This is a genomic window from Undibacterium sp. Rencai35W (assembly GCF_049340185.1).
Lineage (GTDB): Bacteria > Pseudomonadota > Gammaproteobacteria > Burkholderiales > Burkholderiaceae_D > Undibacterium.
In genome coordinates this window covers 321,712-342,739 of the sequence record NZ_JBMPPC010000003.1, presented here as the reverse complement: position 1 = coordinate 342,739, position 21,028 = coordinate 321,712, and the positions used below count along the sequence as shown (strand labels likewise).

General features: G+C 49.3%; 23 protein-coding genes. 22 read left to right on the top strand and 1 reads right to left on the bottom strand.

The window, feature by feature from the left end; genetic code table 11:
• The first annotated feature begins 43 nt into the window (after positions 1-43).
• Positions 44-355: a hypothetical protein gene (locus ACO0K3_RS08640; RefSeq protein WP_422983685.1), complete on the top strand. Its 312-nt coding sequence runs from the start codon at positions 44-46 to the stop codon at positions 353-355.
• Positions 356-532: 177 nt separating this feature from the next.
• Here ACO0K3_RS08640 and ACO0K3_RS08635 read toward each other — a convergent pair whose 3' ends face one another.
• The gene (locus ACO0K3_RS08635) at positions 533-979 is read right to left on the bottom strand and encodes an Lrp/AsnC family transcriptional regulator (protein WP_422955986.1); all 447 of its coding nucleotides are present in this window, start codon (positions 977-979) and stop codon (positions 533-535) included.
• Positions 980-1,137: 158 nt separating this feature from the next.
• On the opposite strand from ACO0K3_RS08635, the gene ACO0K3_RS08630 reads away from it, so the two are divergent.
• From ACO0K3_RS08630 to ACO0K3_RS08530, 21 genes are all read left to right on the top strand, one after another.
• Positions 1,138-2,229: a saccharopine dehydrogenase family protein gene (locus tag ACO0K3_RS08630; protein ID WP_422983683.1), complete on the top strand. Its 1,092-nt coding sequence runs from the start codon at positions 1,138-1,140 to the stop codon at positions 2,227-2,229.
• 274 nt (positions 2,230-2,503) lie between these two features.
• Entirely contained in the window at positions 2,504-4,006 is a 1,503-nt protein-coding gene (locus tag ACO0K3_RS08625) for an aldehyde dehydrogenase family protein (RefSeq protein WP_422984043.1), read from the top strand.
• Between the two features lie 275 nt (positions 4,007-4,281).
• Positions 4,282-5,115, top strand: coding sequence for a substrate-binding periplasmic protein (locus tag ACO0K3_RS08620; protein ID WP_422983681.1), 834 nt, complete (start codon positions 4,282-4,284; stop codon positions 5,113-5,115).
• Positions 5,116-5,152: 37 nt separating this feature from the next.
• Positions 5,153-5,446 carry a helix-hairpin-helix domain-containing protein gene (locus ACO0K3_RS08615; RefSeq protein WP_422983679.1) on the top strand — a complete coding sequence of 98 codons (294 nt, stop codon included), beginning with the start codon at positions 5,153-5,155 and terminating at the stop codon, positions 5,444-5,446.
• Positions 5,443-6,063, top strand: coding sequence for a glutathione S-transferase family protein (locus ACO0K3_RS08610; RefSeq protein WP_422983677.1), 621 nt, complete (start codon positions 5,443-5,445; stop codon positions 6,061-6,063). The genes ACO0K3_RS08615 and ACO0K3_RS08610 overlap by 4 nt, the downstream gene beginning before the upstream one ends.
• Positions 6,060-6,281 (top strand): VF530 family DNA-binding protein, encoded by a 222-nt coding sequence (locus ACO0K3_RS08605; RefSeq protein ID WP_422983675.1) that lies wholly within the window; start codon positions 6,060-6,062, stop codon positions 6,279-6,281. Before ACO0K3_RS08610 ends, ACO0K3_RS08605 begins: the two co-directional genes overlap by 4 nt.
• Before the next feature lie 290 nt (positions 6,282-6,571).
• The gene (iscR, locus tag ACO0K3_RS08600) at positions 6,572-7,060 is read left to right on the top strand and encodes a Fe-S cluster assembly transcriptional regulator IscR (protein WP_422955992.1); all 489 of its coding nucleotides are present in this window, start codon (positions 6,572-6,574) and stop codon (positions 7,058-7,060) included.
• Between the two features lie 39 nt (positions 7,061-7,099).
• Positions 7,100-8,353, top strand: coding sequence for an IscS subfamily cysteine desulfurase (locus ACO0K3_RS08595; protein WP_422983673.1), 1,254 nt, complete (start codon positions 7,100-7,102; stop codon positions 8,351-8,353).
• Positions 8,354-8,457: 104 nt separating this feature from the next.
• Complete coding sequence (iscU, locus tag ACO0K3_RS08590; protein ID WP_262836631.1) at positions 8,458-8,853, top strand: Fe-S cluster assembly scaffold IscU; 396 nt, start codon at positions 8,458-8,460, stop codon at positions 8,851-8,853.
• A gap of 26 nt (positions 8,854-8,879) precedes the next feature.
• Complete coding sequence (iscA, locus tag ACO0K3_RS08585; protein ID WP_422955995.1) at positions 8,880-9,203, top strand: iron-sulfur cluster assembly protein IscA; 324 nt, start codon at positions 8,880-8,882, stop codon at positions 9,201-9,203.
• Positions 9,204-9,241: 38 nt separating this feature from the next.
• Positions 9,242-9,754, top strand: coding sequence for a Fe-S protein assembly co-chaperone HscB (hscB, locus tag ACO0K3_RS08580; protein ID WP_422983671.1), 513 nt, complete (start codon positions 9,242-9,244; stop codon positions 9,752-9,754).
• A gap of 169 nt (positions 9,755-9,923) precedes the next feature.
• Positions 9,924-11,786 carry a Fe-S protein assembly chaperone HscA gene (gene hscA, locus ACO0K3_RS08575; RefSeq protein ID WP_422983669.1) on the top strand — a complete coding sequence of 621 codons (1,863 nt, stop codon included), beginning with the start codon at positions 9,924-9,926 and terminating at the stop codon, positions 11,784-11,786.
• A gap of 137 nt (positions 11,787-11,923) precedes the next feature.
• Entirely contained in the window at positions 11,924-12,262 is a 339-nt protein-coding gene (gene fdx, locus ACO0K3_RS08570) for an ISC system 2Fe-2S type ferredoxin (RefSeq protein ID WP_422960414.1), read from the top strand.
• Between the two features lie 35 nt (positions 12,263-12,297).
• Positions 12,298-12,492: a Fe-S cluster assembly protein IscX gene (iscX, locus tag ACO0K3_RS08565; RefSeq protein WP_422983667.1), complete on the top strand. Its 195-nt coding sequence runs from the start codon at positions 12,298-12,300 to the stop codon at positions 12,490-12,492.
• Between the two features lie 249 nt (positions 12,493-12,741).
• Positions 12,742-14,352 (top strand): sensor histidine kinase, encoded by a 1,611-nt coding sequence (locus ACO0K3_RS08560; RefSeq protein ID WP_422983665.1) that lies wholly within the window; start codon positions 12,742-12,744, stop codon positions 14,350-14,352.
• A 256-nt stretch (positions 14,353-14,608) separates the two neighbouring features.
• On the top strand, positions 14,609-15,403 hold the full coding sequence (locus tag ACO0K3_RS08555) for a thymidylate synthase (RefSeq protein WP_422983663.1): 795 nt from the start codon (positions 14,609-14,611) through the stop codon (positions 15,401-15,403).
• A 41-nt stretch (positions 15,404-15,444) separates the two neighbouring features.
• Entirely contained in the window at positions 15,445-15,927 is a 483-nt protein-coding gene (locus ACO0K3_RS08550; protein ID WP_422983661.1) for a dihydrofolate reductase, read from the top strand.
• An 89-nt stretch (positions 15,928-16,016) separates the two neighbouring features.
• The gene (locus ACO0K3_RS08545; RefSeq protein ID WP_422960409.1) at positions 16,017-16,586 is read left to right on the top strand and encodes a DUF4337 domain-containing protein; all 570 of its coding nucleotides are present in this window, start codon (positions 16,017-16,019) and stop codon (positions 16,584-16,586) included.
• A 21-nt stretch (positions 16,587-16,607) separates the two neighbouring features.
• Positions 16,608-17,396: a MipA/OmpV family protein gene (locus ACO0K3_RS08540; RefSeq protein ID WP_422983659.1), complete on the top strand. Its 789-nt coding sequence runs from the start codon at positions 16,608-16,610 to the stop codon at positions 17,394-17,396.
• 225 nt (positions 17,397-17,621) lie between these two features.
• Positions 17,622-19,892 carry an Orn/Lys/Arg decarboxylase N-terminal domain-containing protein gene (locus tag ACO0K3_RS08535; RefSeq protein ID WP_422983657.1) on the top strand — a complete coding sequence of 757 codons (2,271 nt, stop codon included), beginning with the start codon at positions 17,622-17,624 and terminating at the stop codon, positions 19,890-19,892.
• A 182-nt stretch (positions 19,893-20,074) separates the two neighbouring features.
• Positions 20,075-20,998 carry a flagellar brake protein gene (locus ACO0K3_RS08530; protein WP_422983655.1) on the top strand — a complete coding sequence of 308 codons (924 nt, stop codon included), beginning with the start codon at positions 20,075-20,077 and terminating at the stop codon, positions 20,996-20,998.
• Positions 20,999-21,028: the final 30 nt, after the last annotated feature.

Genomic DNA, 21,028 nt, shown 5'->3' with positions numbered 1-21,028 from the left:
AGGCGTTTTGTTGATCGCAATTCATTTAAAATAGTAGGCAATCATGTTAAAACACATCACTTACTTCGGCGCTGTAACACTGGCATTTTTGGCTGGCATCACGTTCAGTCAGGATTCTGCCTCGATGGCGATCTCTGCGCCGACAGTGCAATCCAGCAGTCAGGCGCAAGAAGGCTCGGCAACGAGTGCCTCCGCGCAATCATCGGTGATGCTGGAGCGTGGCGGTATGGACAGAGCCTCGGTACATTTGCAAATTTTGCAGCAAACCTCACCGCATTTTGCCGATAGCAACCCACCAAAGAAATTGCCTGGCGAAGATAAAAAAGCGACGCTTAAACCAGCAAACAATTCTTGATGTGCTGTTTTGATGCGCCTTCCTTGTGCTGGTGACACTAGCTGATATTTGTTTTACCCAATCGCTGAATATGACAGAAAAACATATACTCCCCTAAAAATTCCTAAAAACAGGCTTATTCACGCTTGTTTATAAACGCAATTAAAATATACTCCGGGTGAGTATAAATATTGCCCGCTACAACGCCGCCCTGTCTATACGCTTACTTAGAATAATCGATGTCGACGTTTGTCTGACACCGTCTTGCGCACCAATCTGATCAAGTAACTTATCCAGAACTTCTGTCGTCGCGCAACGCAGGGTCAGCATATAGTCGATCGCACCGCTCACCGCACAAAGTGTCTCAACTTCGGGTAATTGCTGCAGATACTTCATCAAGCCCGGTGCCATGCGCGCCTCCACTGACAAGCCCACATAAGCACGCACGGCAGGCTGGTACATAGTCTGGCTCAGTCTCAAGCCGTAACCCGCGATTACACCTCGCTTCTCCAGCGCACCGATACGGGCAATCACGGTAGTTCTGGCAATCCCGACCTGCTTGGCAATCGTACTGACGGGCAATCGCGCGTTATCCATCAACAACGCAAGAATTTTGTTATCAATCTCATCCAGAGTCGGCTTCATCCATTCACCATTTAGTCAATTTGCAGCATTTTTTAGTCAAAATGTAGTTACATAGTTCAATATGACGATAATTTACACTCTATTATCTGACAAAAATTGCTTTTAAACTCACTCCATCGATTTGTTTTGACTTAAACCCAACAATCTCTGGAGACACCATGACAACCAAACTTATTCTGCTAGGCGCAGGCAAAATCGGCGATGCCATCCTGAACCTGCTGTCCCACACAGGCGACTATCTGATTACCGTAGCCGATCGCGATGTCGAACGTCTGAAATACGTGGATCAGGCAGGCTTTCCAAATGTTAAAACCGTACAATTGGATCTTGGCGATAAAAATGCGGTCACAGAATTAATCCGCGGTCACCAGGTCACTTTGTCAGCCTGCCCTTATTTCCTGACGCCAATCATCGCGAATGCGGCTAAATCAGCGAATTCCCATTATTTCGATCTGACCGAAGACGTAGAAAGCACACGCATCGTCAAGCAACTTGCAGAGGGCGCTGATTGCGCATTCGTTCCGCAATGTGGTCTTGCACCTGGATTCATCTCTATCGTTGCAAATGATGTCGCAAAACGTTTCGACAGCCTGCGCGATGTCAGTATGCGCGTCGGCGCGCTGCCAACCTTCCCCAACAACGCACTCAAATACAATCTGACCTGGAGTACCGACGGTCTGATCAATGAATACTGCAACCCATGCGAAGCGATTGTTGACGGTCAATTGCGCGAAACCGCTGCACTGGAAGAAATTGAACATTTCTCTCTCGACGGTATTGACTACGAAGCCTTCAATACCTCCGGCGGCCTGGGCACATTGTGCGAAAGCCTGCAAGGCAAAGTGCAAAACCTGAACTACAAAACCGTGCGTTACCCAGGGCACCGCGATATCGTTAAAATGCTGATTCGTGATCTGGAACTGGGCAAACTCGAACGTCGTCCTATCTTGAAAGACGTGCTGGAAACATCGATTCCGATGACCAAGCAAGACGTGGTATTAGTCTTTGTCAGCGTCGTCGGCATGCGCGATGGTCGCCTGGAACAAGAATCTTATGCAAAGAAAATTTACGCACAAGTTGTTAACGGTCAGTTGCTGTCCGCTATCCAGCTGACCACAGCATCCGGTATCTGCGCCATGGTCGATATGGTTGTCAACGGTCAGCTGCCTAAACATGGCATGGTCCGTCAGGAACAAGCCAATCTGGCTGATTTCCTGGCAAACCGTTTCGGACAATATTACGCTGTATAAGTAACGACGGTGGTTGGCTCCCTTTAGTCGGCTGACAGCAAGAACTAGGGAGCAAGCTAACAAGCAACGAGTCGTTAACGATTACAATATTGTCGCTAAGGGTGAGCACTGTCTGACAATGCTCACCCTGCTTATTTAGCGTTTCTTTGATATGCCAAAGCCATCAAAGTTTAGCAAGCGCCTTAATAATCACAACAATCACTCCACTCAGCACATCTTATCCAGATACGCTGCCGGAACCAGACAGACCATTTTGGAGACCAATATGGAAAATATGAATATCACCACCATCCTGAGCCAGCTTGGCGTCAATCTCGCCGATTACCAAGGCCAGGACATCCCTAGCGTATCGCCGGTCAACGGCGCAACTCTCGCGACTTTGCGCGCTGACAATGCCGATCAGGTCAACGCGAAAATTACCCGCGCACAAGCAGCGTTTTTACAATGGCGCAATGTCCCGGCACCACGCCGTGGTGAATTAGTCCGCCTGTTCGGCGAAGAATTGCGTCAGCACAAAGAGGCGCTTGGTCTGGTGGTCACGATGGAAGCCGGAAAAATTCTTCAGGAAGGTTTGGGCGAAGTACAGGAGATGATCGACATCTGCGATTTCGCGGTCGGTTTGTCACGCCAATTGTACGGCCTGACGATTGCCTCTGAACGTCCCGGCCATCGCATGATGGAAGTCTGGCATCCGCTCGGCGTCGTCGGCGTGATCTCCGCCTTCAACTTTCCGGTTGCCGTATGGGCCTGGAACGCAGCACTGGCCTTCGTTTGTGGCAATAGTGTGACGTGGAAGCCATCGGAAAAAACGCCACTGACCGCCTTAGCAACCCATGCTTTATTCATGAAAGCCGTCGCTAAATTCGGCAGCGATGCCCCGGAAGGTCTGGCAGAACTGATCATCGGTGACCGCAATACCGGCGCGCAAATGGTCAATGACAAGCGCGTCGCTCTGGTCAGCGCAACAGGCAGCACCCGCATGGGTCGCCAGGTAGCAGAAGCATGTGCGAAACGCCTCACGCGTACCATTCTTGAACTAGGTGGCAACAACGCCATGATCGTGACAGCCAGCGCCGATCTGGAGATGGCAGTTCGCGGCATCACGTTCTCCGCCGTCGGCACCGCCGGTCAGCGCTGCACTACCTTGCGCCGTCTGTTCGTCCACAACAGCATTTATGACACGCTGGTACCGCGTCTGAAAAAAATCTATGCTGGCCTGCCTATCGGCAATCCAGGCAGCAAATCCACCCTGATCGGCCCACTCATCGACAGCGCCGCATTTGACGCAATGCAAACCGCATTAGCGACAGCGAGCAGCGAACAAGGGCAAGTATTTGGCGGTGAGCGCGTGATCGTCGAGGGTTGTGAAAGCGGTTTTTACGTCAAGCCAGCGCTGATAGAAATGCCAACGCAAACCCAGAGCATGCATCACGAAACTTTTGCACCGATCATGTACATCGTTCGCTACACTGATTTGCAACAGGCAATCGACTGGAACAACGACGTGCCGCAAGGCTTGTCGTCGTCCATCTTCACCACCGACATGCGTGAAGCAGAACGCTTCATGTCCGACAGCGGCAGTGATTGCGGTATTGCCAATGTCAACATCGGTCCTTCCGGTGCTGAAATCGGTGGTGCTTTCGGCGGCGAAAAAGAGACCGGCGGCGGTCGCGAATCGGGTTCCGATTCATGGAAAGCCTACATGCGCAGATCGACCAACACCGTCAACTACAGCAATGCATTGCCGCTCGCACAGGGAATTAGTTTTGATATTTAGCCAACATCATCAATTAGCAATCATTGATATTCATTAATATTCATTAATATTTATTAACATTGATTGACCTTAATTGAGGACAAAAAACCGCCACCCTGCTGGCGGTTTTTTTATGGAAAAACCACAATAGCAAATACAAATAATTCGCTATCACTATACGAACGACATACACTAATAGTGCCAACCCAAAAAAATTATACGAACAATAAGACAACCATAAGCGGCATGAGATGAAAACCAGGAAGTTATTGTCATTAACGACACTGCTGCTGTGTATGACAACGTGTTTGCAAGTATCAGCCGACACAGCAAAACAGATACGCTACCCACGCCTCTCGGTAAATGCCGATCCGCATGGTGAATATATTGTCGAGCTACTACAACTCGCCATCAAATATAGCGGCCAGTCTTACCGGCTCGTACCCAATAACGATCCCATGCAACAAGCGCGGGCAATTTATGAAATGGTGTCAGGTCTCGGCAGTATTGACATCATGTGGACCATGACCACCGATGAAAGGGAATCGCAGCTTATTGCCATCAAAGTACCCATTGACAAGGGATTGATCGGCTGGCGCATTCCTCTCGTCACGACAGCAAATATCAACCTGCTGCATGAGGTCAGGTCGCTTAAAGATTTAAGCGGATTTTCAGCAGGACAAGGTTTCGACTGGCCCGACGTATCCATACTAAGAAGCAACGGGTTGCGCGTACAAACCTCGAACTCCTATGAACCCCTTTTCTCCATGCTAAAAGCTGGCCGGTTCGATTATTTTCCGCGCTCTATTTTTGAAATTCAAACTGAGTTTGATGCGCACCCGGGTTTAGACTTATTCATCGATAAAAACATTGTCCTGCACTATCCTTCAGCAATGTATTTTTTCGTCACACCAAGAGAGCCTAAAATGGCAGAGGCCTTACAAAACGGCTTCGAAGAAATGATTAGGAATGGCAGCTTTGAAAAAACTTTTCAGAAGCATTTAGGTATCCCGTTAAAAAACGCAGGCATCAAACAAAGAACCGTCATTGAGCTACACAATCCTTTGCTGAAAACTGACAAAGCACCTTTTAATCGGCCCGAACTCTGGTATCACCCTGACGCGAAATGAACTAACTCAAACACGCCTTCAAGCACGACTACTCACAATGAAAAAAGCGACACAATACCAGGACGCCCGTCAGCTCGAACAGATTCCTAATATTGGCAAAGCCTGCGCAGCAGATTTACGCTTGCTAGGCATCCATCAGCCAGCGCAACTCAAAGGTCGCGATCCCTACGCGATGCATGAAGATCTCTGTATTCTGACCAATGTCAGACACGATCCCTGCGTGATCGATACTTTTATTTCAGCAGTCCGATTCATGGAGGGTGCTCCTGCCTTGCCATGGTGGGATTACACTAACGAACGCAAAGCTCATTTACTCACGCTCTCATCATGACGATTAAAATTTACGGCGACATTTATTCAGGCAATTGCTACAAAATTAAACTGGCGGCGGCGCAACTTCAGATTCCGCACGACTGGGTCAGCATCAATATTCTGAATAATGAAACGCAGACCGACAGTTTTTTACAAAAAAATCCGAATGGCAAAGTCCCCTTGCTCGAACTCGCCGACGGTACCTGCCTCTCTGAGTCGAACGCGATTTTGCATTATCTGGCCGAAGGCTCATCTTTGCTTCCAGAAGAACGCCTGTACCACGCGCAAGTGTTGCAATGGCTTTTCTTCGAACAATACAGTCATGAGCCCTATATCGCGACCGCCCGCTACATCGTGCGCTATCTTAGACGTCCGGCAGAACACGAAGAACGCCTGCAACAAAAAATGACGCCAGGCTATCACGCTCTGGACGTCATGGAGCAACATCTGAAACAACATCAGTTCTTTGTCGCGGAGCGCTACACCATTGCAGATATCGGCCTGTATGCCTACACGCACGTCGCCCATGAGGGAGGCTTTGATCTGAATGCGTATCCGGCAATCAGGGCTTGGTTACAGAGGGTAGAACAGCAAACCGGTTATCTCAGCATGCAGGCATTTGATCAGCAATCATGAACCAGACTAAACAAAAACCGACACTTGAAGGCGTCACCCTCGAAGCGATCCTGACTCATCTGATCGCGCTACATGGCTGGGAAGAAATGGCCAAGCAGGTCAACATTCGCTGCTTCACCTCTGATCCCAGTATCAAATCCAGCCTGAAATTTTTACGCAAAACACCATGGGCCAGAGAAAAAGTAGAACAGATGTATCTACACTCAGGCGAGCGCTGAAGTAGTTGAGTCGGCAAATTGAGCGCGCCTCAGTTTGCTCACAAACATTTCTTACCGCAGCACCCATAAGGCTCTCAGGCTATAATGACTCCGTGAGGCGCATACAATATGCGTCTTACTCTTTAGAAACCTCTAAAAAGTTCCTTCCTCACTACGTCAAGCCTCCGGGCCTCGCTACCGCAAGTTTCGCTTTTGGCCTATACCTGACAGAATCACTCAAGTTTGCTATACTTGAATAAAATACTCAACCACTCAGGGTATTGTGAATTTTCGCTTGGAGCAAACCACTCATGCGCCTGACTACTAAAGGCCGTTTCGCTGTGACAGCAATGATTGATCTGGCATTACGCCAGGACAAAGGACCTGTCACGCTGGCAGGCATCAGCCAGAGGCAGGATATTTCCTTATCGTATCTTGAGCAGCTGTTTGGCAAGTTACGTCGCCACGAGATCGTCGAATCAGTGCGCGGCCCTGGCGGCGGTTATACCCTGGCACGCAAAGCCCAAAAAATTACCGTAGCAGACATCATTATCGCCGTTGACGAGCCACTGGACGCCACGCAATGCGGCGGCAAAGGCTCTTGTCACGGCAGCGATCACAGTAACGGCATTCATTGCATGACCCATGAATTATGGGCAACCCTGAATGTGAAGATGGTCGACTATCTGGATTCTGTGTCCTTACAAGATTTAGTGAATCAGCAACAACAGAGAAACGCAGAAAAAAATGTCGTGCTGGTACAGCATAAAACTGTACCGAATCTGCACATAGCTTCTTAAATTATTCGTCTTAACCATGTTGCCATTTTGGAGTAACGCATGAATGCCCCGTTGGAAAAAAGCTTGATTGATACAATCAGGTCACCGCACTTCCCTATCTACATGGACTACTCGGCGACCACGCCAGTAGATCCCCGCGTTGCGGACAAAATGATTCCGTTCTTGCGTGCGCAATTCGGCAATCCTGCGTCTCGCAGCCACATGTATGGCTGGGATGCAGAAGCAGCCGTCGAAGAAGCACGCGGCCACGTAGCAGCGCTCGTCAAAGCCGATCCACGCGAAATCATCTGGACCTCAGGCGCGACGGAGAGCAATAACCTCGCACTCAAAGGTGCCGCTCAGTTTTACAAATCCAAAGGCAAACATATCATCACGGTAAAAACTGAGCATAAAGCCGTGCTGGATACAGTCCGTGAGCTGGAGCGTCAGGGGTTTGAAGCGACCTACCTGCAACCCCAGGATAATGGTCTGATTACGCTGGAACAACTCAAAGCAGCAATCCGTCCGGATACGATTCTGGTATCCGTGATGTGGGTTAATAATGAAATCGGCGTCATCCAGCCTATCGCCGAAATCGGTGAATTGTGCCGCGAAAAAGGCATTGTGTTTCACTCGGATGCGGCACAGGCAACAGGCAAAGTGGTGATCGACCTCGAAAATACCAAAGTCGATCTGGTATCTTTCTCTGCCCACAAATCTTATGGCCCTAAAGGTATCGGCGCCCTGTATATCCGCCGCAAACCGCGTGTACGCCTTGAGGCACAAATGCATGGTGGCGGACATGAACGCGGCTTCCGCTCCGGCACATTGGCACCACATCAATGCGCCGGTATGGGTGAAGCATTCCGCTTGGCGAAAGAAGAGATGGACAGCGAACTGGCTCACGTCAGAAGCATGCGCGACCGTCTGGCAAAAGGCTTAAGCGATATTGAAGAAACCTATGTCAATGGCGACATGGAACATCGTGTCCCACACAATCTGAATGTCAGCTTTAATTATGTCGAAGGCGAATCCCTGATCATGGCGATTAAAGATATCGCTGTGTCCTCCGGTTCCGCTTGTACATCAGCGAGTCTGGAACCATCCTATGTATTGCGTGCTCTTGGCCGCAGCGACGAACTTGCGCACAGCTCGATTCGCTTTACTATTGGCCGCTTCACGACAGAAGAAGATATTGATTTCACGATCAATCTGCTGAAAACTAAAGTCGCAAAATTGCGCGAACTGTCGCCGCTATGGGATATGTACAAAGACGGAATAGACATCAGCACTATCCAGTGGGCAGCACATTAATTTACGCAATTGATTTCGTGCAGGCGATGTAGTCTGCTTCATTTGCACCATTTGCACTTATTTGTATTTATATTTGCATCAACAGATTTGTCAGGAGCATCAAAATGGCTTACTCAGAAAAAGTATTGGATCACTACGAAAATCCACGCAATGTCGGCGCGTTCGACAAAGGTGATGACACTATCGGCACTGGCATGGTCGGCGCACCAGCCTGCGGCGACGTCATGAAATTACAGATCAAAGTCGGTGCAAACGGCATCATCGAAGATGCTAAGTTTAAAACCTACGGCTGCGGCTCCGCCATTGCCTCCTCTTCTCTGGTAACAGAATGGGTCAAAGGCAAAACGCTCGATCAGGCGCTGGATATCAAGAACACTCAGATCGCTGAAGAACTGGCATTACCGCCAGTCAAAATTCATTGCTCGATTTTGGCAGAAGACGCGATCAAAGCCGCTGTACTCGATTACAAAACCAAGCACGGCACAGAACAAAGCGCCTGATTTTTGCATCAAGTACAGGAGCCATCATGGCAATCACATTGACAGAAAAAGCGGCCAAGCACGTTAGCCGCTATATGGAAAGACGTGGCAAAGGGATAGGCCTGCGCTTTGGCGTGCGTACGACCGGCTGTTCCGGCATGGCGTATAAACTTGAATACGTCGATGAAATCGGCAGCGATGATCAAATATTTGAATCGCATGGTGTAAAAGTATTTGTCGATCCTAAAAGCCTGCCTTACATCGACGGTACCGAACTCGATTTTGCACGCGAGGGTTTGAACGAAGGCTTCAAGTTCTACAACCCCAATGTCAAGGACGAATGCGGTTGCGGCGAGAGCTTCCGTATTTAATCTGGTTTTAAGCTAATGCAATAGAAAGTTGATAGCGGATGCAGAATCATTTCGAGCTGTTCCAGTTGCCACAACAATTTACCATAGATCAGGACAAGCTGAATGCCGCTTACCGCGAGGTACAGAATAAAGTACATCCCGATAAATTTGTGCAGGCAAGCGATGCAGAAAAACGTGTTGCCATGCAATGGGCAACACGCGCAAATGAAGCGTACCAAACGTTAAAAAAACCGTTAAAGCGTGCGACCTATTTGTGTGAACTGCAAGGCGTTGATTTACAGACGGAGTCGAATACCAGCATGCCCGCGGCCTTCCTAATGCAGCAAATGGAATGGCGCGAAGCGTTCGATGATGCGAGGCAGGCAAGTGATGTGCAAGCAATGGACAAACTGGAAAACGAACTACGCACAGCGCTAAAACGGCAACTTGTTCTGGTTGGCGCCACGCTGGATGCGCATGATTTTAATCTGGCAGCGCAACAGATTCGCGCCTGCATGTTTCTGGAAAAATTCATCGCCGATATCGCTGACATTGCCGCCTTAGAAGATTAACTGGCTGATTCATCACCTGATCTCTGTCAACTCTGCCGTGTCTGCACGTAACTAATGCGGTCGAATGCGACCTAAAGCAATCAACACACATAACTCAAGTAAGTAATTTCGAATAACCCGGCAATTTTATTGCTCTATTTCGATGGCTCGCCATCATCACCATACCATCATGGCATTACTGCAGATTTCTGAACCGGGCATGTCCACCGCCCCGCACCAACATCGACTGGCAGTAGGCATCGACCTAGGCACGACCAACTCCCTGGTAGCGACCGTCCGCAATAGCATTCCCGAAGTCCTGAACGACGAAGAGGGTCGTCCGCTTTTGCCATCGATTGTGCGCTATCTGCCCAATGGCCATGCACATATCGGCTTCAAGGCACAGGCGGAACAAAGCAATGATCCTAAGAACACCATCGTTTCCGTAAAGCGGTTTATGGGGCGCGGCTTGAAAGACATCGCCTACGCAGAAAATCTGCCTTACGATTTTCATGATGAACCGGGCATGCTACAGATCAAGACAATTGCAGGTCTTAAAAGTCCGGTCGAAATTTCTGCTCAGATTCTGGCAACGTTGCGCCAGCAAGCGGAAGATGCGCTTGGCGATGATCTGGTTGGCGCTGTCATTACCGTCCCTGCCTATTTTGACGATGCTCAACGACAGGCAACCAAAGATGCTGCCAAACTGGCAGGACTCAATGTCTTGCGCTTGCTCAACGAACCGACGGCGGCAGCAATTGCCTACGGTCTCGATAATGCATCGGAAGGCACTTATGCAGTCTATGATCTCGGCGGCGGCACCTTTGACATCTCGATCCTGAAAATGAGCAAAGGTGTTTTTGAAGTCTTGTCGACAGGTGGTGATTCTGCACTTGGCGGTGATGATTTTGATCATCGCCTGTTTTGCTGGATCTTGCAGGAAGCCGGATTAGCGCCGCTATCTGATGAAGATACCAGCCTGCTGATGGTCAAGGCGCGTGAAGCCAAAGAGATTTTATCGAGCAAACCGTCAACCTTCATCGATGCCAAATTAAGCTCAGGCGAAAGCGTTCATCTGCAAATCAGTGCCGCCGCGTTCTCTGAGATGACGCAGAATCTGGTCGTGAAAACGATTACACCTTGCCGCAAAGCGCTGCGCGATGCGGAATTGTCTGCCGATGATATCGACGGTGTAGTGCTGGTCGGCGGCGCAACCCGCATGCCACATGTGCGCAAGGCGGTTGGCGATTTTTTCCAGACTACGCCGCTGGCCAATATTGATCCGGATAAGGTAGTCGCTCTTGGAGCCGCGATACAGGCGAATCTGCTGGCAGGCAATCGTGCCGCTGGCGACGACTGGCTGTTATTGGACGTAATCCCGCTGTCTTTGGGCGTAGAAACCATGGGCGGTCTGGCAGAAAAAGTTATCCCCCGCAATTCGACTATCCCCTGCGCTCGCGCTCAGGAATTTACGACATTCAAAGACGGTCAGACAGCGCTGGCGATTCATATTGTTCAAGGTGAGCGCGAACTGGTCAGCGACTGTCGCTCACTGGCGCGATTTGAACTGCGCGGCATTCCGCCGATGGCAGCAGGTGCCGCCCGTATCAGAATTACCTATCAGGTTGACGCGGATGGACTGTTATCGGTATCGGCTCGTGAATTACGCTCCGGCGTTGAAGCATCAATCAGCGTCAAACCGTCGTATGGACTGGGTGATGATGAGGTTGCGCGTATGCTGCAAGACTCTTTTACGTCAGCATCTGAGGATATGCAACAACGCGCACTAAAAGAAGAACAAGTGGAAGCCGAACGAATTTTATTAGCGACACAATCGGCATTAGATGGTGACTCTGCATTACTCAGTGACGCAGAGCACGCGAGTATTACTGGCCTGATGCAAGCCGTGCGCGAGCAGATGCAAGGCAATGACCACAATCGCCTGAAAGCAGCAATCAGCGCGCTGGCTGATGGTACGGAGGAATTCGCCGCCCGCAGAATGGATCAAAGCGTGCGTACTGCTCTGGCAGGTAAAAAACTGGATGATATTTAAGTGTCGCTCATTCATACCTGAGGTAAGGAACGCCAGGAATGAATGAGGTCAGATACGAATCATCTATCTGTCGACGTGTTAAGTAATGGCGCATCAGAGGATGATGCAGATTGAATGAAGAAAGAATTGAGATAACCATGCCACAAATTATCGTATTGCCTCACCCGGTTTTATGTCCTGAGGGAACCGTGATCGACGCTGCTGAAGGTAAATCCTTGTGCGAGGCACTGGTCGAAAGTGATGTTGAAATCGAACATGCCTGCGAAATGTCATGCGCCTGCACTACCTGCCATGTGGTCATTCGTGAAGGCTTCAAATCACTGAACGAATCTACAGATGATGAGGAAGATTTACTCGATGCCGCCTGGGGTTTAGAAGCGACTTCACGTCTGTCTTGCCAGGTAAAATTGGGCAAAGAGGACATCACGATCGAAATCCCTAAATACACGATCAATCACGCGCGCGAGAATCACTAGAACGCAATGATTCATAGCAACATCAGGAGACGAGTATGAAATGGATAGACACTTTTCAAATCGCAGAAGCCTTGTACGACAAATATCCTGATGTCGATCCGCTGAAGATACGCTTCACCGACCTGCATCGCTGGGTCTGCGAGCTTGATGAATTTGATGATGATCCGAATCATTCTGGTGAAAAAATTCTGGAAGCCATACAAATGGCATGGATAGAAGAGGCCAGATAATTCTCTGCCAGTTGTGAAAACCCGCAAAACACCGCGGAGATCAAACTCGCGTCTTGCCTAAGCGCAAAAAATATTTTAATATCAACAAGCCTTTGATATATCTGCTGCAAAGCGGCATTTGTATTGCCCGGCATGGAGGGTAGACGCACGCCAGTCTTGCGCGCTCCGGGTTGATGCTGACACGTCATCCACGCTACGAGAAACGCCTCCAGCACTCGCTAACAAGAAGTGATGTACAAGGATCTTGCAATGCAGTTTCGACATCTACTATCTGCAATCCGCAGCCAGCTCACGCTCAGGCTTGCCATCATCCTTGCTGTCGTCTTCGGCCTTCTTGCCCCCTTCGTTGTATTGATTCCGTATTACCAAACCAGTATTGAACACGTCGCACGCGAACGTACCGATGCAGATCACAAGCGGCTGGCCGATATTCTTGCGGTCATCTTAAGCGAGCCACTGTGGCAAATCACACCAGAAATTGCGAATGTCTCTAGCGAAGTAGTGTATTCAGATCCGCGGGTCGCAGAAATTCGCGTTGTTACCCTGCCCGATCATAAAGAATTTATCAAAAACAATATCCGCAGAAAGACACAGGAAGGTCCGTTCAAAGTCGAAAAACGCGAGATCAAGCATGGTGAACAGATCATCGGCGAAGTCGAGCTGACTCTCGCAGAGGATATTCTGCGTGAGAATCTTGCCTCGGAATTTAAGCGTTATGCCAGTTCCGCTCTGGTCTCTCTGGTCGTTGCGGTGGTATTTATTTTGATGGTATTGCAGTGGCGCCTGGTTGAACCGATCAAACTCTTGATGGGCGAGTCGGACCGGCTCGCTAACGGCCAGCTCAATGAGCCGATCTCGCTCAAACGGGAAGATGAATTAGGTCACCTGGCCTTGAGCTTGGAAGCGACCAGGCAGGCCTTGCAACGCTCTTTCTCCGAACTAGAAGTGAAGAATCAGCAGTTGCTTGAGTATTCCGGCACGCTGGAATCTAAAGTCAGGCAGCGCACGCAAGAGCTTGAAACTGTGAATATGACACTGGAAACAGCTTTGACCAACGTCAACAGCGCCCAAAACGAACTGGCACGCATTGAGCGCATGGCGGCACTGGGATCGATGGTGGCGGGTGTTGCGCATGAACTGAATACGCCGCTGGGCAATTGCCTGCTGGTCGCCAGTACACTGGAAGAAGAAACAAGGCATCTGAACCGCATGATGGACGAAGGCGGCATGCGCAAATCGGATTTGACCCGTTATGCGGCGATGGCGAGTGAATCGACTAAATTATTGTTACGCGGTCTGCAACATGCAGCGCGTCTGGTTGGTGATTTTAAACAGGTCGCGGTTGACCAGTCGAGCGCCCAACGGCGCCAGTTTGGCCTGCTGATCATGCTGCAAGAGCTTGCCGCCCTGCTGAATTCGAGCTTACGTAAAACACCATTTACGCTAGAGCTGGATATCCCGGCAGATATTGAGCTCGACAGCTATCCCGGCCCGCTCGGTCAGGTATTTACAAACCTGGTCAATAACGCTGTATCACACGGTCTGGATGGATGTAACGAAGGTCACATGCGCTGCATGGCACAGCGCCAGGGCGATCATGTACTGATCGTGTTTGAAGATAACGGCAAAGGTATTCCGCCAGAGATTATCAAGCGTATTTTTGAACCGTTCTTCACGACAAAATTCGGCCAGGGCGGTAGCGGTCTCGGTCTCTCCATCACCTTTAACATCATCACCAATGTACTGGGCGGAGAAATCCGTGTGACCAGCACCGCTGGTCAGGGTGCACGCTTTGAAATCAGCATTCCGCTGACAGCTCCGGGGCAAATAGAGTCGCAAGATCCTTTACTCAACAACTAAACATACTCCCACCAAGTATATTTTCAATCCCTATATAAAATAAGCGGATAAGTGGGTATTCCTCTTAATATTTAGGGGAGTATTTAAAATTCACTGCCTAATCACCGCTTAGTCACGGCTTAGTCACAACCAACTCATCTCTAATTGATCGCCAATTCACCGTAAATTCATCGCCGACTATTAGCCTGTCACCCTCGACACAGCACCAAGCACACGAATACCCGTTACAATCTCACAAATTTTTCCAAAGCTGATCATGCGCCAATATCTCGACTTTATGCGCCATGTGCAACAACATGGCACCACCAAAACCGACCGTACCGGCACCGGCACCGTCTCCGTTTTTGGCTATCAAATGCGCTTTAACCTGCAGGAAGGATTTCCCCTGCTGACGACAAAAAAACTTCATCTGAAGTCCATCATTCACGAACTGATCTGGTTTTTGGCAGGCTCGACAAATACAAAATATCTGAAAGAAAACGGTGTCTCAATCTGGGACGAATGGGCAGATGAGAACGGCAATCTGGGACCGGTCTATGGCTCGCAATGGCGCAACTGGCCCGCGCCGAATGGTCAACATATCGATCAGATCAGTCAGTTAATCGCTCAGATCAAAAGCAATCCCGACTCTCGCCGCCTGATAGTCTCTGCGTGGAATGTCGCGGACATTCCTCAGATGAAGTTACCACCTTGCCATGCTTTGTTTCAGTTTTATGTTGCTGACGGCAAATTATCCTGCCAGCTGTATCAGCGCAGTGCCGATATCTTCCTTGGTGTACCGTTTAATATTGCCTCGTATGCGCTGCTGACGCACATGGTTGCTCAACAAACAGGGCTGGATGTGGGAGATTTTATCTGGACAGGGGGTGATTGCCATCTGTATTCGAATCATATGGATCAGGTAGCAGAGCAATTGTCACGCAACACCTTGCCATTGCCAAAACTCAAGATCAAACGTCAGCCAGAGTCTATTTTTGACTATCAATTTGATGATTTTGAGTTCATCGATTATCAGTTTCATCCGCATATCAAAGCGCCGGTTGCAGTCTAGATTCGCGCCGCCTGCAGTCAAACTCAGTTCATTTCATCACTATGTCATCGTTCACCATTATCGTAGCGACGGATCGCCAGAATGGCATCGGCATCAATAACGCCCTGCCCTGGCATTTGCCAGAAGATCTTGCCCATTTCAAACGCACCACCAGTGGTCACCCTATCGTGATGGGGCGCAAGACCTTTGAATCGATCGGCAGGCCTTTACCAAACCGGCGCAATATTGTGATTACCCGCAATCCTGACTGGCAGCATGACGGCGTCGAATCCGTAGCGTCATTGGCAGCGGCACAGGCATTGGTGGCAGGACAATCCGCATTTATTATCGGAGGAGCGGAAATTTACCAACAGGCGCTCCCCTTGGCAAATTGTCTGATCGTGACGGAAATACAACAAATTTTTGATTGTGATGCTTTTTTTCCGGCAATCAATCGCGCAGAATGGAAAGAAGTGACGAGAGAAGAATTCGTGTCAGAAAAGAATCAATTAGCTTATGCTTTTGTTACTTATCAGCGCCAGTAGTTTGTCCTGAAAATTAACCTAAGCAATTCGTACCCATAAGCAACAGCAATAAATAACGTCAATAACAATTACAAACAGGAATTACCATTATGTCCAGTGAAGGTTTTCACGTACACGGCCCCCATGATCACGAACTTGAGCATGCAGCACACGGTAACGATGATTTCGCCAGCAAAATCGCGGTTATGACCGCCATTATGGCAACTGTCGGTGCCTTGTTTGGCTACCAGGGCGGCGCCACGCAAAACGACGCGGCGATGTTCAAAAACGAAGCGGCCATCAAGAAGACTGAGGCAGCTAATCAATGGAATTTTTACCAGGCTAAATCGAGTAAGCAAAACTTAGCCGAATTAGCGATGATCTTGCCCGGTGCTGATGTAGAAAAATACAAGGCAAAGGTCGCGAGATACGAGACCGAAAAAGAAACCATCAAGGTCAATGCCGAAAAATTAGAGGCAGAATCGCAGGAATGGGATCACAAATCCGAGGGTGCCTTGCATCAGCATCATCGCTGGGCACAAGCAATGACCGGTGTACAAATTGCCATTTCACTGGCGGCAATCACCTTGCTGACCAAAAAGAAATGGTTACAATTTGCCTCATATGGCGTTGCTGGAGTAGGTGTAGTATTGGCAGTGCTGGCCTGGTTACATATCTAAGCGATTGATTCAGGGCATAACATGAAAAAACTCCTACCCTTGCTACTCATCTATACCAGCTTTGCGGCTCACGCACAGACCTCAGAGTATGCACAACTGGTTCCTAGTCCTTATTTACCGAAAGATGTGAATTTTTCGCTAGGTGCGGCTGCTTTTTCTGCCGCCCGCTATACCGGCTCTGATGAGCGCCGGCTTGCTGCTTATCCTTTGCTCGATGCCCAATGGAGAAACGGTGCTTTTGCCAGTACGATTTCTGGCATCGGCTACAATTTTTCAAAAGACCCCAGCCTGCAATACGGCCTCAGAATGACGGTCGAAGCTGCCCGTGATGAATCCCGTTCAGACCGCCTTCATGGACTTGGGGATGTAGGTACTGCAATTGAGCCAGGAGCCTTCCTGAACTACATCGTTAATCAGAACTACTCACTCACCTCGTCTATCCGTTACGGTTCCGGTGTTGACCACAACGGGCTACAACTCAGTCTTGGCGGACGAGCAACGACGTCGTTGAATACGCAACATCGTTTATCTGCAAGCTTTGGTGCAAACTGGGCGAACACCTCATTTGCACAATCCTATTTTGGCGTGAATGCAACACAATCTGCGGCGAGTGGATACAATCAATACACGCCGACAGCAGGTCTGACAGACGTCAAGGTAGGCGCAAGCTGGAACTGGAGTATCGATTCGAACTGGTCACTGACCACAGGCGCCTCGGTTAAATACCTAACCGGTGATGCTGCCAAGAGCCCTTTTGTGTTTCAAAAAACACCCGTTACCATTTTTTCAGCAGCAAGTTACCGCTTCTAACGTGGTTCCAGGCTGACAATACGAGTCCTCAATATGACGCGTGGATGAAATTTTCGTCCATCGCCCATGATTGAGGATTTTTTTTCACATCTTCGCCCCCATATCTGAGAAAATTCGCTCTTTGAATTTTTCGGCGCGCAAGCGGTTGATCTAAGTCGGCACTTGTTTTATCTCCGGCTTCACTTGCCCAGGCGTCTCCCTCGTAACAAGCTCTCTGGAGACCTCATGAAATTCCGCTTCCCCATCGTCATCATTGACGAAGACTTCCGTTCTGAAAATACCTCTGGCCTAGGCATCCGCGCACTTGCTGACGCAATGGAAAAGGAAGGCATGGAAGTGCTGGGTGTCACCAGCTACGGTGATCTGTCGCAGTTCGCCCAGCAACAATCACGCGCCTCCGCATTTATCTTATCTATCGACGATGAAGAGTTCGGTGGCGGCTCGACCGAAGAAACCGATTACGCACTAAAATCCCTGCGCGCCTTCGTCGAAGAAATCCGTTACAAAAACGCCGACATTCCTATTTATCTGTACGGTGAAACACGTACCTCGCGCCACATCCCAAATGACATCCTGCGCGAATTGCATGGCTTCATTCATATGTTTGAAGACACGCCAGAATTCGTCGCCCGTCACATCATCCGCGAGGCAAAGTCTTATCTGGATGGCTTGGCACCACCGTTTTTCCGTGCACTGGTGCATTACGCCAATGATGGCTCCTACTCATGGCATTGCCCCGGGCATTCAGGCGGCGTCGCGTTCCTGAAGTCACCTATCGGACAAATGTTTCACCAATTTTTTGGCGAAAACATGTTACGTGCCGACGTTTGCAATGCGGTAGAAGAACTCGGCCAGTTGCTTGACCACACCGGCCCAGTAGCAGCATCCGAGCGCAATGCGGCACGTATTTTTAATGCAGATCACTGCTACTTCGTGACAAATGGCACGTCCACTTCGAACAAAATGGTGTGGCATTCCACGGTAGCGCCGGGGGACATCGTCGTAGTTGACCGCAATTGCCACAAATCGATTTTGCATTCCATCATCATGTGCGGTGCAATCCCGGTTTTCCTGATGCCAACCCGCAATCATCTTGGCATCATCGGACCCATTCCGCTGGAAGAATTTTCCATGGAAAGTATCCGTAAAAAGATCGAGGCCAATCCGTTTGCACGTGAAGCCAAGAATAAAAAACCGCGTATTCTGACGATCACGCAATCGACCTATGACGGCGTGCTGTATAACGTTGAGACCTTAAAAGAGCTGCTGGATGGCGAAATCGACACCCTGCATTTCGATGAAGCGTGGCTGCCGCATGCGACTTTCCATGACTTTTATAAAGATATGCATGCGATTGGCAAAGAGCGGCCACGCGCCAAAAAGTCGATGATCTTTTCGACTCAATCGACACACAAATTGCTGGCAGGCATCTCACAGGCATCACAAATTCTGGTACGTGAATCAGAGACCGTTAAACTGGACAGAGATAGCTTCAATGAGGCTTATCTGATGCATACCTCGACTTCCCCGCAATATTCGATTATTGCATCCTGCGATATCGCAGCAGCGATGATGGAAGCACCGGGTGGCACCGCATTAGTCGAAGAATCGATCCTGGAAGCGCTCGATTTCCGCCGTGCCATGCGCAAGGTCGATCAGGAATGGGGGCAAGACTGGTGGTTTCAGGTGTGGGGGCCAAATGCGCTGTCAGAAGATGGCATAGGCTCACGTGACGACTGGATGATCCACGCAGAAGATGACTGGCATGGCTTCGGCAAGCTCGCTCCTGGCTTCAACATGCTAGATCCGATTAAAGCAACCATTGTCACCCCGGGTCTATCGCTAGAAGGCAAATTCGGGGAATCCGGGATTCCGGCATCAATCGTCACGAAATATCTGGCAGAACACGGAGTTATCGTTGAGAAATGCGGTCTGTATTCTTTCTTCATCATGTTCACGATCGGCATCACTAAAGGTCGTTGGAACACGCTGCTGACTGCGCTGCAGCAGTTCAAGGACGACTACGACAAGAATCAGCCAATGTGGCGCATTCTGCCTGAGTTCGCGGCGGCGAATCCGACCTACGAAGGCATGGGTCTGCGCGATTTATGCCAGAACATCCACGAAGCATATAAATCGCACGATGTGGCGCGACTGACGACAGAAATGTACCTATCAGACATGCAACCCGCAATGAAACCATCGGATGCGTTCGCAAAAATGGCCCATAAAGAGATCGAACGGGTAGCGATTGAAGAGCTGGAAGGCCGTGTGACAGCAATCCTTCTGACACCTTATCCACCAGGTATTCCGTTGCTGATTCCAGGTGAGCGCTTCAATAAAACCATCGTTGATTACCTGCGCTTTGTACGTGATTTCAACGAAAAATTCCCTGGCTTCGAGACGGACTGTCACGGCCTGGTCAAGGCAGAAGTAAATGGTAAGCGAGGTTATTTTGTCGACTGCGTGCAACTGGGTGCAGAACTGGCAGCATAACTGCAGATTGAACTCGTGCGATTATTTCTGTGATTGATAGCTCATGACCAGAACGCAAACAAGAAAGCACTTGTGTGTACAAGTGCTTTTTTTATACACACCTGTCAAACCTATGCTGTCATAAGACTGCTAATTTCAGGATACAATGAAATCCAATTCTATATAAGCGTCAAAGTTGATACATGAATGAATTGTCCTCGTTAACTCCCGTCAATCAAGCTGAAGTCAAAATTGGTCAGGCAGTCCCGTGGCCGGTGTACGATGCCTGGGGAAATTTATTGCTGGAATCTGGCGGCATCGTGTCAAACGAAGCACAACTCAATGATTTGTTAGAAAACGGCTATTGTTCAGATACCCTTTGGACTGACGTCGGAAAAAAAACCACCACTGCGGTAGCCAGCGCGGTCAATAGCAAACCCGAAACAGCTCCTGAAAAACCAACATCCGAACTCAATAAAGAAGCAATGATTGAGCTCGACAGCGTACGCTGGCATGTAGGAGAAATTTTTTATCTACAAGTGCATGACAATGCCAATTTACGCTATACCGTTCGCCTGATAGGCTTCGTCAAAAACAAATCAATTCTGGTCACCGCGCCCATGATCGATGGTAAAGGCGCGCTCATCAGAGATGGTCAAACATTTATTGTCAGAGCCTTCCCGGGCAAAAGAGCTTACGCCTTTACTGCATCGGCAGTGAAATCTGTTTTTAGCCCGCATGCCTACTTACATTTAACGTATCCCAAACAGGTACGCTCCACCACAATTCGCCAAAATTCGCGCGCCACTGTAAAAATCATTGCGGCAGTAACCATTGGCGAACCAGAGCAAACAGCGGCTGCCACGCTGGGCGATCTGAGCATGGGCGGTTCCTCTGGCGTGATTAAAAAACCACTCGGCAAAAAGAATGATATCGGCACAATAAAATTTAAAGTTAATGCCGCAGGCAACGATGAGTTCCTGGTTTTAAAAGTCATATTGCGCTCTGTCAGCCCCACTGAAACAGGCGATGAGTACCGCCATGGATTTGAGTTTATCGACGTACCGACTCAAGCGAAGTTAATCCTGTCGGCGTTTGTTCATCAGACGCTTGCGGAGACAGAATAAACCTGTTGTCGCAAGCACATCGCACTTACC